This window comes from Flammeovirga sp. EKP202 (assembly GCF_014534745.1).
Classification (GTDB): domain Bacteria; phylum Bacteroidota; class Bacteroidia; order Cytophagales; family Flammeovirgaceae; genus Flammeovirga.
The window spans coordinates 1-13,210 of record NZ_JACVVP010000095.1 but is presented as its reverse complement, the minus strand read 5'-3'; the positions used below and the strand labels follow the sequence as shown (position 1 = coordinate 13,210).

Sequence of the window (13,210 nt, the reverse complement as noted above, 5' to 3'; positions counted from 1 at the left end):
CTTTTCATAGAATAAAGATCGACTTTAAATCAAATAATGAAAAATCAAAATTTTAAAAGAGCGAAAGCTCAGTTAAAATGATGAAAAACAATATTAAAGTGATCGCATTTGATGCGGACGATACATTATGGGTCAACGAACCTTATTTTCAAGAAGCAGAAGAAGCCTTTTGTCAATTGTTAGGGAATGATCTTCCTAAAGAGGAAATTTCAAAGGAATTATTTAGGGTTGAAATGAGAAATCTACCATTGTATGGCTATGGTATTAAAGGGTTTGTATTATGTATGATAGAGACTGCAAAGAATTTTTCTAAAGAGAATATTTCAAATATAACCCTCCAAAAAATACTAGAGTTGGGCCATGAGTTATTAGAAAAGCCCATTGAACTGTTAGAGGGTGTTCCTGAAACATTAGAGACATTAAAAGAAGAGTACCAATTGATTGTTGCCACGAAGGGAGATTTACTTGACCAAGAAAGAAAACTTCAAAAGTCGGGTTTAGAAAGGTACTTTCATCATATAGAAATTATGAGTGATAAGAAGGAGAGAGACTATCAAAAATTGTTGCAACATTTAGATTGTCAACCTGAAAACTTTTTAATGATTGGTAACTCTATGAAATCAGATATTTTACCTGTTTTGGAAATAGGAGGAAATGCAGCTTATGTTCCTTACCATACAACTTGGGCACATGAAAAACAAGAAATACAACCTGAATTAGAAAACTTGATTCAATTAAATTCAATACAAGAAATCACTCATCATCTGAAATTCTAATGAAAAAAATAGTAGACATAGAAAATTGGAACCGTAAGGAACATTATCATTTCTTTTCAAAATTTTCAGAACCGTTTCATGGCATAACGGTCAAAGTAGATTGTACAAAAGCGTATGATCAAGCAAAGGAAAGAGGAGTTTCTTTTTTTCTTTATTACTTGTATAGATCCATCAAGGCCGCCAATCAAATTGTCAATTTTAGGTATAGAATTTTGGAAGGTAAAGTCTATGAATACGATTCCATAAGACCGTCGTGTACGATTGGTAGGGAAGATGGGACTTTTGGTTTTTCATACTTAGACTATCATGAGCAAGAAGACTTATTCTATAAGAAAGCCAAAGAGAAAATCGGTGAAGTAAAAAAGTCAACTTCTCTTTTTTCAGGAGGTGCTGGGGATGATGTCATTCATTTTTCGGCTATTCCATGGATCAATTTTACGAGTCTTTCTCATGCAAGAAGTTTTGAAATGCCGGATAGCGTACCTAAAATCTCATTTGGTCAATTAACAGAAGAAGGTGGAATGAAATCAATGTCTGTATCAATACATGTACATCATGCATTAGTAGATGCCTATCATGTTGGTCAGTTTATTGAGCAATTTCAAAATTTATTAAATGCTGAATAATCTAAAAGTAAGGCATTGCCATCAAAGTAATTATATAACATTATTTAAATCGGATTTAACAATGAATACGGCTAGATTTAAATTCTTCAATCGAATTTAATTTTTTAACCATCCAAATATAATTATGCGAATTTTATTATTCTTTTCACTATTGACAATCATTTCCTGCTCCAAGCCATCAGAAAAAGTACAATCGTCTACTTCCAGCATACCTCCAAAAGATTTAGTGGCTCTTTTAGATACTATTTGGAAAACAGAACAAACACCGATTCGTTTAAGAGATTCACTTGGAAAAGTACATGGTTATGAATCTGTAGAGTTCGAAAAACAAAATGAAATTTATCACGAAAACCACCTTATTAATGAAGCGAAAATTCTAGCTATTTTGGACGCACAAGGGTGGCCAAGTATAAGTCATATCGGAGAACAGGGCAATTTAACGATCTGTAATGTACTCCAACATTCCGGTATCGAGATTCGAAAAAAATACCTTCCGATGATGAAACAAGCAGTACAGGATAAAAACTTGTCTCCGAGATTATTGGCGAGAGCTGAAGATCGTTTGGCTACTGATCGTGGAGAACTTCAAATTTATGGTGGACAAATAAAATATTATCCACAAACGAAGAGTTTTGATGTTTGGCCTATCGTTGATCCGGAAAATGTTGACCAGAGAAGAGCTGAAATTGGACTAGAACCTATTGCAGATTTTTTAGGTAGCAGAAGAAATCCATTAGAGTGGAACTTGGAGGAGCAAATAAAGAGAACGGCAGAGTTTCAACAAGCCAAAGAGGTACTGAAACAATAATATCACTTCTGATTACACTGTAAACGAAGTTTTCATTAACTTTTAATCCATTTTTCTACTAGATTGAATAGGGCTTACCTTCAAACTTCCTTCTTCTTCGTTTTTCATCAATGGAAAAATGAAGAAGAAGGAAGCTTGAAAGTAGGACATAAAAGCCTGCAGAATAATTGATTGTAATTTTGCGGTAATTTAGTTTACAATGTGCTTGTTTAGACCTATTTTCTTGTCCGTATTATGTTGTGATGATAATTATCACATGTACGATGTGATCATTGTTACTTTAATGATGTGTGTCATCCTCTAATTTTGACTTATTATTAAAATTAAGTCTAAATAAGGATAATGAAAAACAACTTCAATTCATACATCTTTTCAACGCTATTAACGTTATTCAGTCTTCAACTATTCGCTGGAAATCCTATTAAAATTAAAGGTCACATCACTTCAGGGAAGGAGCATGTTCCATTTGTCAATATATCGATAAATGATGGTCAATTTGGAACAACTTCTGACGAAACGGGGCATTTCATCATAGAGCTTGAAAAAGGAGAAACTTACCATCTTACGGTTACTACAGTAGGTTATAAGACCATGGAAATGGATTGGGTAGCCAATGCTCAAAATGAACTTCACATTGAGTTACAAAAAGACCTTCTTGAATTAAATGAAGTGATTGTCTCAAGTAATAGAAGAGCACAAAGTAGAAATGAAACCTCTTCGGTGGTCAATGTAATTGGAAAAGACCTTTTTCAAAGTGCCAATTTTAAGGTGGCTGGTGAAGGCTTAAATTATGTTTCAGGTGCAAGAGTAGAGACTACATGTGGTAACTGTGGTTCTTCAGAACTTCGATTAAATGGGTTGGAAGGACCATATACTCAGATTCTGATAGACAGTCGTCCAGTATTTAATGGTTTGGTAGGTGTTTATGGTTTGGAACAAATTCCTGTAAACATGGTGGACCAAATTGAGATTGTAAGAGGTGGTGGTTCTGTATTATTTGGTGCTAATGCAATTGGTGGCACTGTTAATATACTGACTAAATCTCCAAAGTTTAATGCTTATGAAGTAGGAAGTAATTTCTCTTCTATGAATGGAGAAGTGAACGATTACAACGTATATTTTAATACTTCGTTAGTTTCTAAAAATGAAAAAACATCGGGTTATCTTTTCGGGTCTTATAGAAATAGAGATGCTTGGAATGCCAACCCAGACGATATCTATTACAAAATAGATGATGATGGAAATCCTTATGGTGATCCTATTAAAGACGACTTTTCAGAAGTAACAGCTTTGGAAACGATTTCGGTAGGAACCAAAATTTATCATCAATTCAATGATCAGAATAAATTTACTTTTGATGCTAAATTTATTAACGATCAAAGAAGAGGAGGTAACAAATTTGATCGTCCTTATCATGAAACAGATCTTACGGAGGCTATCGAAATGAATATAGGTAGTGCAAGTCTTGCTCATGATTGGTTCAGTAAAGATAAAAAGTGGCATTTGAATACTTATGCAATTGGACAATTTGTAGATAGAGACAGTTATTATGGTGCTCACCAAGCTCCTGATGGTTATGGATCAACTACAGGAAGTACTATCATTGCAGGTTCTCAGATGAATTACAATATCGGTAAAGTTGCAGGAGGAAAATCAGTGCTTGTTGTTGGAGCAGAGTTTATCCATGATCGTATCAATGATAAGAAACTAGCCTATTTGGATGAAGAAACAGGAGAATGGACCAACGATGCTACCGTTTCTGACCAAAATTCAAATACTTATGCTTTGTTTGCTCAACAAGAATGGACTAATGACAAATGGTCTTTATTGACAGGCGTAAGAATGGATTATGTAGATATTACTGACCTACAAAATCATGAAAATGACAAAAATGTACCTGCTATTAACCCAAGAGTAAATTTGAAATACAAGATCTTAGATAACCTACAGATAAGAGGCGGATTTGCTACAGGTTTTAGAGCTCCTCAAATGTTCTCAGAAGATTTACACATCGAAGTAACAAGTGGGCAGGGTGTAAGAACAGTTTTAGATCCAGATCTTAAATCGGAAACGTCGATTTCATATAATTTGGCTTTAGACCTTGATCAGCAAATCGGTAAAACACAGTTCTATTTCTTGGTAGAAGGGTTCCATACTACCATCAATGATCGTTTTGATAACCAATACGACTATCAAGAAGATGGCACTTTGATTCTTTTCAAAAGAAACTCTACTTCAAATGCAGTAGTTAAGGGTTTGAACTTTGAAACTAAAATTGCTCCAAGTGAATCCTTTATGATTCAGGCAAACTATACGCTTCAATCTTCTCAATACGACGAGGAAAACCAGTGGGGTGATGAAGATTCAAGTACTTCAAAAGAAATCTTGAGAACACCGAATCAATACGGTTCGTTGACTGCTAATTATAAAATCACGAATCAATGGGAGGCTTCATTGACTGGGGTTTATACAGGTAAAATGTATGTGCCTTACCTTCCGGGAGGTTTTATCAACGGAGAGTTGACTGAAAATGAAGAGTTGATAGAAAGTGAGCAGTTTGTAGATATGGGGATTAAATTGGCCTACACTACAAAATTGACAAAAGATACTAACATTCAAATTGGTGCAGGAGTAAAGAATATATTCAATCAAATGCAGTCTAATTTTGTAAGTGGTATTGATAAAGATGCTGGCTTTGTATATGGACCTTACACACCAAGAACTTTTTATATTGATGTAAGGATTGGCAATTTATTAAATTAAGAAATTTGCTTCCCATCATTATTAGCCTTACTAATATGTATTACATTTTAGTAAGGCTTTTTTGTTGAATTTTGATTCATTTATTAACTTTAAATGAACTATTCAATAAAATGAAAATGAGAAAAAACAAACTATTATTTTTGCTTAGCTTGTGTTTATGCTTGCCTTTTTTATCATTGGCTCAAAAGTATGCTAACGTAGAAATTGTCAATCTTCACTCTAAACACCTAGACCAAGACAGAGAGCTTTTTGTTTATACGCCAGCAGGGTATACGGAGGAAAAGTATTACAACTACAATGTTGTCTATGTTTTTGATGCTCAAAGTCGTGAAATCTTTGATTATGTTCATGCTTCTCTTCCCTTTATAAAAGAGGCAGAGGGAGATCGAAATATCGTGGTTGGCATCACTTCCCCCTATTTTCCCGATGAGGATTATGGTAGGAATAATGATTTTCTTCCTGTATTAGAAGAAAAATTGGACAAAGCACGATATGGGAAATATAGCGGTAATGCAGAAAATTTCAGTGCTTTCTTCTTAGAGGAAGTAATTCCCTTTATCAATGAAAACTATCATACATCTGAAGATCGTTTAGTAGTAGGACATTCTTTGAGTGCATCGTTTGTATTGTCTTACATCCTACCTTCTGAGATAGATTTCAGAGGCTATTTGGCAATATCTCCCAATTTAGCCTACGAAAAAAATCAAGTGGCCAACAAGCTTATGGCTTATGATTTTGATCAAAAAAAGCATAAGGTATTTCTCTTTCTATGCAATGCAGATGAAGGGAATGAATATTGGCAACATTGGGTAAAACCAAGAGAGAAAACGTATGCTTTCTTTGAGAAATACACTTCACCAAAGCTAGAGGTCGAGGTAGAAAGCTATCCTTTTGAAGATCATTTTACGGTATTGGGTAAAGGGTTAAGCCAAGGCTTATCGGAGTATTTTACTTTCTATCATAAAAATAAAGATTCATTTATCTCTGACAAGACCTATCCTGTAACCATTACGTGTAAGGTACCTCATAAAAAGGATCAGGTATATATTGTAGGGAATCAAAAAGCGTTAGGAAATTGGAACCCCGATAAAGTAAAATTAGAAGTAGTCAATGATTCTATCCGCACAATTTCTTTGGAAGTAACGAATCCTGCTATTTTCAAATTTACCAGAGGAGACTGGAGCAATGAAGGTTTTTTGAAAGATAGAAGTAATGCAAACATTATGATTAATCCTCTAAAAGAAAAAGAGTATCATTTTGAAATTGTAAACTGGGCTGATAAAATGCATTAGAAGCACTTTTTATAAGGCCCAAAAAGATAATTAATTACGATGTTCTTTTATGAAGGATAAATGGTAATGTATTGTGGTTTGTGAGGACGTTTTACTAAAGCGCCCCTACCGTACTGCATTGTAGAAAATTATTATAAAGCCTTGACTTTTTTGCTTCTTTTTTTTCAAAATAAAAACGAAGAGGAAAGAACTTTGAAAGCAGATCCTATAAAAACTTGTAAAAAAATCGATAGGAAGTTAACCGAAACCTCTGCATATGAAATAGCAAGGTACACTTTTTATTTCAGAATTGATTTCAACTTTTATATTCCTTAATTGATAGTTTACATAATCATAACACCTTGATATTCAGTTAAAATATCAAGGTGTTTTTGATGAGGAATTAACCGATCGTTCACATTTTGTTTTATAACGTTTAGTACTTTTCAAGCGAGTTCAAAGTAAAGCTAGAACTGTTTGATAACTACTCATCTCTACGAACTAGATATGTCAGTAACTACTAAACAAAAATACAAAGTGGGACTTTGTATGGCAGGTGCCATCTCAGGAGGAGCCTATACTGCTGGAGTAATTGATTACCTTATTGAGGCATTAGATACTTGGGAAGAAAAAAAGAAGACTTCAAACTTAACTTCTATTCCTGATCATGAGATTGAAATACCGATTATTGGAGGGGCATCCGCAGGAGGAATTACAGGTGTGATTTTAGCTTCTATACTCAATGAAAGAATCAATCATGTGAGGGAAGTGAAAAACAAAAATATTTTAGAAAATATCACTTCTAATAAGCTGTACCATAGTTGGGTAGATCTGACAAACGTCAATATGTTGAGTAGGATATTGGACACCAAAGACCTGAAAAGAACGAAGAAACTAGACTCATTGATCAACTCCGACTTTATTGATGAAATTGCTGATAGAGCGATCAAAAATTGTAAGAATGAAGTCAAAAGAAATTATATTCCAGAAGATCTTAAAGTGTTTGTTACTTTAACCAATCTCAATGGCTACGACTATAAGTATTCTTTTAAAGGAAATGGAAAAAAGTCAGATGATTTTTATGTGACTTACCATAATGATTTTGCCTGTTTCAAACTGGCTAAAGATGCCCAAGATTACAGTAATGACGGCTGGATCCCTTTGAACTTTTTTAAAGATACTTCATTGAATCTTGATTTATTAAAACGTGCTACCTTGGCAACAGGAGCGTTTCCTTTTGGGTTAAAATCCAGAAGTGTTACTAGAAAAGGTAAATACATCATTGATAATAAGTGGATTAACCAAGGAGCTGAATTGGGTGATATTGGAAAGGAAGAGGAATGTGAAAATATTATTGTAGATGGAGGCGTCATTAATAATGAACCTTTTTTACACGTGGAAGAGGTATTGAAGGAAAAGAATAATAAGGAATATGTGGTCTTGACCATTGATCCATTTCCGGAAGAAACCACTCATGAACGTACCAATAAAAGAAGGAATAGAGAAATTAGAGATATCATGGGTTTGGCAGGTCCATTTTTAGAAACGCTACGCCACCAAGCAAAGGTAAAACCGAAGATAGAAAACGAAACGAAAAATGCCAGTGCACTAGAAAAGCATTACATCATCTCTCCAAAACGAGGGGACTACTCTGGAGAAAAAGCGATTGCTTGTGGATCTTTAGGTGGGTTTGGTGGTTTTATCAGTAAGGAATTTCGAATCCATGACTACTTTCTTGGTAGAGCGAACTGTCAAAAGTTTTTAAAGGATTATTTTACCGTAGATATCCAAAATGAGGAAAATGCTTTGGTGAAAGAGGGATATGAAACTATGCCAGAAGAAGAAAAAAAGAAGTATAGAAATGAAAAAGGAGAGTATCAGATTATCCCTATTTTTGATTTTGATGAAAAAGAAATGTACATGCCTAAATTCGGAAACGGCAATCATTTTCCTTCTGTCAGTACTTTTTACCTTTCCTCTTTCCGAAAAGAAATTTGTAAAAGGATAAAAGCCATCATGAAACTTACTATTCCAAGCAAAATCACTTACAATATTCTCAAACAATTTTTACCTATTGATATGGTTATTGATTTTTTGACCAAAGAACTTAGCGATTGGCAATTGGTAGATATGCACCCTAATGCTACTGAACACACCGAAAGAAAACGAATAAGGGATTTGAGAAAATAATGAAATTTTAATTATTTTTAGTATTACTAATTTTCTATAAGTACTAAGTCAAAAATAAATCATAGTTAATTCTAATTTATTTTTTGTGAGTACAACGCTAAAAACGTATAAATAGTGGTTCTATTTAAAGTTTTTTGAAGGCAGTAATCGCATAACAATAAATGGAATTAGTGGTATATAATTTTGTCTTAAGTACTAAGTCAAAAATAAATCATAGTTAATTCTAATTTATTTTTTGTGAGTACAACGCTAAAAAACGTATGAATAGTGGTTCTATTTAGCGTTTTTTAAAGGAAGTAATCGCAAAATAATAAATAGAATTAGTGGTATATAATTTTGTCTTAGTACTTAGTACTTAAGCTATTTTTTTAAGAACTTACAAAAAAGTAAACTATAGAAACATGAATAGCATACTAAAAATACTACTATCAATTTTTCTTTTATTCTTCCTTTTTTCATGTCAGGATAATAACCAAAATGTCAACGTATTCGAGTACGATGAATTTTATGATGAAAAGGAGATGATGAAATTAGACTCATTTTCGACGTTTTATGATTTTCAAAAGAGCATCGTATTAAATGCCTGTCATTTCAAAAGTGATCAAGTAATTCTGAGCACGGAAAAAGGAAATAAATTACCGCTTAACTCAGGTTTGATCTGTTTTTGGCAAGGAGGAAGTTGTGCATTAATTCGAAGTCGGAATGTCATTACAATTAATGATACTACAACGCTTCATAGAGACCTTTTAACACCAAAAGTGATCAATAATGGGCGGAGGAAAAATTGGCCCGATTCCCCCAATAAAGTTGTTTTTAATCTGAAATTCTCCTCAATATCTCCAATCAAGGAAATAGATACTGCTTTGGATTCAATTTATATGACTTATCAGCACATTTGGAATTAATATGCTAGTGGGAAATACCATAAGAAATTATATGAACTTGAGGATGAACAGTTAAAAACCATAGCTTCTAAAATACCAATTAACTTGATTCTTGCTCAGAGAAGAATAGATGATAGCTTGAACTTGGACTTGAAGGGAGGAGATATTTTGTCGATAGAAACGGGGAAATGAATTCTCATGGAATGAATCTTTTTTTCCCAAAGACTTTTTTCTAAATTGTACTATTAATTGTGTCATACCAAAAGCAAAAAGGAACTTCATTTCTATTTAAATTACTGATGAACAAAAAACTATTATTGACTAACTATCTGATTCTCCTGTTTTCTTTTAATTTATTTTCAAGTACTACAGATAGTTTACAAACTTTTTTGGCAACCTATGAAATGCTGGAGAGTGAATATGTCTATGAAAAAGGGGAACGGTCATTCCAAGGAACTACGGCATTGGAATTGACTTCAAGACTTACGGAAAGTCAACTGACGTCCTTACAGTTTAGCAATAATATATTGGTAAGGTGTTATACCTTCAAACAATTGACGTTAAATAATTCTTCAAAAGTGATTGCTATTCTTCATAATCACCTGAATAGTAGGTTGGAACTTGAGCGAATAGATGGTTGTATTATTTCGACTCAATTATTGATTGAATATTTCTTGGAACAATGTTTTACAAATTGCAATAGCAGTATAAGAACAGAGGCTTTTCATTTACTTCACTCTTTCAATAAAATTGATTTGCTTTCAGATTACCTCTTAGCAAGAGTCCCAATCAACGAACAAAATTATTCGATTATTGAAAAAGCAATTTTAAAAGGAAATAACAAGTTTCTCTATTTATTTTTGTCTTATCGAAAAGGTGATTTTGATAAAATGATTCTCCAAGCTAGTCAAAATGACTCATTGAAAATTAATTCAATTAACCTGTTTAAGTTTCTCAGAAGTGATGAACTATTGAAAGACCTATCCTTTGCTTATTTAGAACAAGACGATCGATTAAATCAATTGAGAAGAGAACGCACTTTTTTAGAATTACTTAAGTTGAAAAAGTATGCATTGATAGGACTTTATAAAGATAAGCCTGAATACCAAAAACCCTTATATATAGCATTATACAAGACATGCACCATGCCAATATTACGCTTAGAAATTGAAGAAAAATACCCTTCATTTACCGAAAGGATGCGAAACTATATTGACAATGAATCCTATTTTGTGGAGTAAAATAAACTAAGTACTAAGTCAAAAATAAATCATAGTTAATTCTAATTTATTTTTTGTGAGTACAACGCTAAAAAACGTATGAATAGTGGTTCTATTGAAAGTTTTTTGAAGGAAGTAAGTAATCGCAAAACAATAAATAGAATTAGTATTAAATAATTTTGTCTTGGTACTTAAATACTTTGTAAACTAAGTTTTCGAATATTTATAGTATTTAGAAATCATGAGATTTCTGATGATCTGAAGGACACGAATGACGCTGACGCTTAACATTCGCGCCATTGAGCTTTCTACCATTTTAGTTTAGTAGTACTGCACCTGGCATTGAAGGGAAAAGCGTTAAGAATTTCATGAATTGAGCCGTTAAAAATGATTTTCTTGTTTGAGCAAAGCGAGTTTAAAATCATTTAGGCGAGAGGAATGAAATTTAGCTTTTGACTTCTAAGCCTAGATTTTTTGCTTCGTTTTTTATCAATGGAAAAATGAAGAAGAAGGAAGCTTGAAAGTTGATTCTATAAATGCTTGCAGAAAGGTTGATTGAAAGTTGACGAAAATTTAGTTTACAATGTATTTATTACACTGAAAAGGCCAAAATAAGGGGTGTAAATTCTTCAAAAACTTGAACAGTTTATGCAAAATGAAAATTGAGGTTGTAAAGACAACTTTTCCTGTTTAAAATCGCATATATGTTTTTATGACCGATAGTGTAAATTATAAACAGTAAAGGACACATTTTGATTGAGAGAAAATGAACGTGTTATCAAGTTTTTCAAAACAAAGTATAGTACCCTTTTGTAAGGTCAAAATTTTAGCACAATGCTGTTTAAAAATGACATTTTTCAGTCTAAAAGCATAGTACTAAAAATAAAAATCATAGTTACCTGCACGGTTTTGAAATAGCTGTACTTTTAAAGTATAATTTTCACCAAACCTCAAATTGAAATTGAAATGAGATCTAAGGTACTTTATTACATCTTTATTATAAGCCTATTTTTTGGTTGTAAAACAACAGAGGCAACAAAGGAAACTACTACTCAACCTAAACCTAATGTAGTTTTTATACTAGCAGATGATTTGGGTTATGGAGATTTATCATGTTATGGTCAGCAAAAATTTAATACGCCTAATATTGATAAGTTAGCGGCAGAAGGGATGTTGTTTACACAGCATTATTCAGGAGCGACGGTTTGTGCACCTTCAAGAAGTGCATTTTTAACAGGACAACATACGGGGCATACAATGATCAGAGGAAATAAAGAGGCTAGACCTGAAGGACAGTTTCCGTTAGCAGATTCTGTTTTTACTATGGCCGAATTGTTCCAAAAAGAAGGGTATGCAACAGGGGCGTTTGGTAAGTGGGGACTTGGTTTTCCAGGTTCTGAAGGAGATCCCAACAATCAAGGTTTTGATACTTTTGTTGGTTACAATTGCCAGCGTTTAGCACATCACTATTACCCTTATCATTTATGGGAGAATGATCAAAAAATCATGCTCAAAGGAAATGAGGGAAAAGCAAAAGAAGAGTATGCCCCTGCAATTATACACGAGAAAGCGATTGCCTTTATGAAAGAAAATAAAGACAAACCTTTCTTTATGTTTTATCCTTCTGCTTTACCACATGCGGAGTTAGTAGCACCGGAAGAATATATGGAAAAGCACCGTGGGAAATATTTACCAGAAAAGGAATATAAAGGGTATGATGAGGGCGAGAAATACCGTGAGGGTCCTTATGAAAGCCAAAAAGAACCACATGCTGCTTTTGCAGCCATGATCAATGTGTTGGATGATCAAGTAGGTGATATTGTGAAAACACTGGAAGAATTGGGGATTGCTGATAATACGATTATCATTTTTACATCAGACAATGGTCCTCATAAGGAAGGAGGAGCTGACCCTGACTATTTTAATAGTAATGGAATTTTCAGAGGCTATAAACGCGACCTTTATGAAGGTGGAATTAGAGTGCCATTAATTGTAAAATGGAATAACAAAATCAAGAAAGGTTCACAAACTGATTTAGTCTCTGCATTTTGGGATTTTATTCCTACATTTTCTGAATTATTGGCAACAGATACTAAAGATTTTGATGCTTTAGATGGTGTGTCATTTTATCCTACTTTAATGGGAGGCAACGATCAAGAACAACATGATTTTCTTTACTGGGAGTTTCATGAAAAAGGCGGAAGACAAGCGTTAAGAAAAGGGAAGTGGAAAGCTATACGATACAATGTTTTCAAAAATAGAAAAAGTATTCCACAGCTTTATAACTTAGAGGATGACCCTGAGGAAAAGAAAAATATAGCCTCAACCTATCCTGAAATTGCGGAGGCAATGAGCAAAATAATGGAGAATGCAAGAACGGAGTCCACAGTATTTAACTTCGGGCAAAAAACGCATTCACCATCGAAATAATTTTAAGTGCTACGTGCACTAAGCTTTTGACTTTATCAAGAATTTAAAATCATAGTATTACTTATAAGTAAATAAAAAGTAGTTCAGGGCGATCAATAATAGTTGGAATGAGAGGTGAAACTTTCACTTCTTTTGCATTCATTAAAATTTCATCCTGTTGCTTAATTATTAACTGAGCTTTCGCTCTTTTAAAATTTTGATTTTTCATTATTTGATTTAAAGTCGATCTTTATTCTATGAAA

The 13,210-nt window shown here is 33.3% G+C and carries 10 protein-coding genes; 9 read left to right on the top strand and 1 reads right to left on the bottom strand.

Features of this window, described 5'->3' with window-relative positions:
* Window positions 1-80: 80 nt before the first annotated feature.
* The 9 genes from IC221_RS28705 (at window position 81) to IC221_RS28665 (ending at window position 12,968) form a co-directional block, all read left to right on the top strand.
* Complete coding sequence (locus IC221_RS28705) at window positions 81-776, top strand: HAD family hydrolase (RefSeq protein WP_188172231.1); 696 nt, start codon at window positions 81-83, stop codon at window positions 774-776.
* Window positions 776-1,402: a chloramphenicol acetyltransferase gene (locus IC221_RS28700; RefSeq protein WP_188172230.1), complete on the top strand. Its 627-nt coding sequence runs from the start codon at window positions 776-778 to the stop codon at window positions 1,400-1,402. Before IC221_RS28705 ends, IC221_RS28700 begins: the two co-directional genes overlap by 1 nt.
* A 124-nt stretch (window positions 1,403-1,526) precedes the next feature.
* Window positions 1,527-2,210 carry a DUF6624 domain-containing protein gene (locus IC221_RS28695; protein ID WP_188172229.1) on the top strand — a complete coding sequence of 228 codons (684 nt, stop codon included), beginning with the start codon at window positions 1,527-1,529 and terminating at the stop codon, window positions 2,208-2,210.
* Window positions 2,211-2,552: 342 nt separating this feature from the next.
* Window positions 2,553-4,973: a TonB-dependent receptor gene (locus IC221_RS28690; protein ID WP_188172228.1), complete on the top strand. Its 2,421-nt coding sequence runs from the start codon at window positions 2,553-2,555 to the stop codon at window positions 4,971-4,973.
* A gap of 116 nt (window positions 4,974-5,089) precedes the next feature.
* Entirely contained in the window at window positions 5,090-6,265 is a 1,176-nt protein-coding gene (locus IC221_RS28685) for an alpha/beta hydrolase-fold protein (protein ID WP_188172227.1), read from the top strand.
* A gap of 486 nt (window positions 6,266-6,751) precedes the next feature.
* The gene (locus IC221_RS28680; RefSeq protein WP_188172226.1) at window positions 6,752-8,434 is read left to right on the top strand and encodes a patatin-like phospholipase family protein; all 1,683 of its coding nucleotides are present in this window, start codon (window positions 6,752-6,754) and stop codon (window positions 8,432-8,434) included.
* 401 nt (window positions 8,435-8,835) lie between these two features.
* Window positions 8,836-9,339 carry a hypothetical protein gene (locus IC221_RS28675; protein ID WP_188172225.1) on the top strand — a complete coding sequence of 168 codons (504 nt, stop codon included), beginning with the start codon at window positions 8,836-8,838 and terminating at the stop codon, window positions 9,337-9,339.
* Between the two features lie 278 nt (window positions 9,340-9,617).
* Window positions 9,618-10,559 (top strand): hypothetical protein, encoded by a 942-nt coding sequence (locus IC221_RS28670; protein ID WP_188172224.1) that lies wholly within the window; start codon window positions 9,618-9,620, stop codon window positions 10,557-10,559.
* 945 nt (window positions 10,560-11,504) lie between these two features.
* Window positions 11,505-12,968, top strand: a complete 1,464-nt coding sequence (locus tag IC221_RS28665) for an arylsulfatase (RefSeq protein WP_188172223.1) — start codon at window positions 11,505-11,507, stop codon at window positions 12,966-12,968.
* Window positions 12,969-13,029: 61 nt separating this feature from the next.
* Here the strand turns inward: IC221_RS28665 and IC221_RS28660 are convergent, their stop codons facing one another.
* A complete protein-coding gene (locus IC221_RS28660; RefSeq protein ID WP_188172222.1) occupies window positions 13,030-13,176 on the bottom strand; it encodes a hypothetical protein in 147 nt (48 codons plus the stop codon).
* Between the last annotated feature and the right edge of the window lie 34 nt (window positions 13,177-13,210).

Excerpts from the sequence above, each read along its gene's own strand:
- IC221_RS28705 (WP_188172231.1), top strand. The coding sequence starts at position 81 with ATGAAAAACAATATTAAAGTGATCGCATTTGATGCGGACGATACATTA.
- IC221_RS28700 (WP_188172230.1), top strand. The coding sequence starts at position 776 with ATGAAAAAAATAGTAGACATAGAAAATTGGAACCGTAAGGAACATTAT.
- IC221_RS28695 (WP_188172229.1), top strand. The coding sequence starts at position 1,527 with ATGCGAATTTTATTATTCTTTTCACTATTGACAATCATTTCCTGCTCC.
- IC221_RS28690 (WP_188172228.1), top strand. The coding sequence starts at position 2,553 with ATGAAAAACAACTTCAATTCATACATCTTTTCAACGCTATTAACGTTA.
- IC221_RS28685 (WP_188172227.1), top strand. The coding sequence starts at position 5,090 with ATGAGAAAAAACAAACTATTATTTTTGCTTAGCTTGTGTTTATGCTTG.
- IC221_RS28680 (WP_188172226.1), top strand. The coding sequence starts at position 6,752 with ATGTCAGTAACTACTAAACAAAAATACAAAGTGGGACTTTGTATGGCA.
- IC221_RS28675 (WP_188172225.1), top strand. The coding sequence starts at position 8,836 with ATGAATAGCATACTAAAAATACTACTATCAATTTTTCTTTTATTCTTC.
- IC221_RS28670 (WP_188172224.1), top strand. The coding sequence starts at position 9,618 with ATGAACAAAAAACTATTATTGACTAACTATCTGATTCTCCTGTTTTCT.
- IC221_RS28665 (WP_188172223.1), top strand. The coding sequence starts at position 11,505 with ATGAGATCTAAGGTACTTTATTACATCTTTATTATAAGCCTATTTTTT.
- IC221_RS28660 (WP_188172222.1), bottom strand. The coding sequence starts at position 13,176 with ATGAAAAATCAAAATTTTAAAAGAGCGAAAGCTCAGTTAATAATTAAG.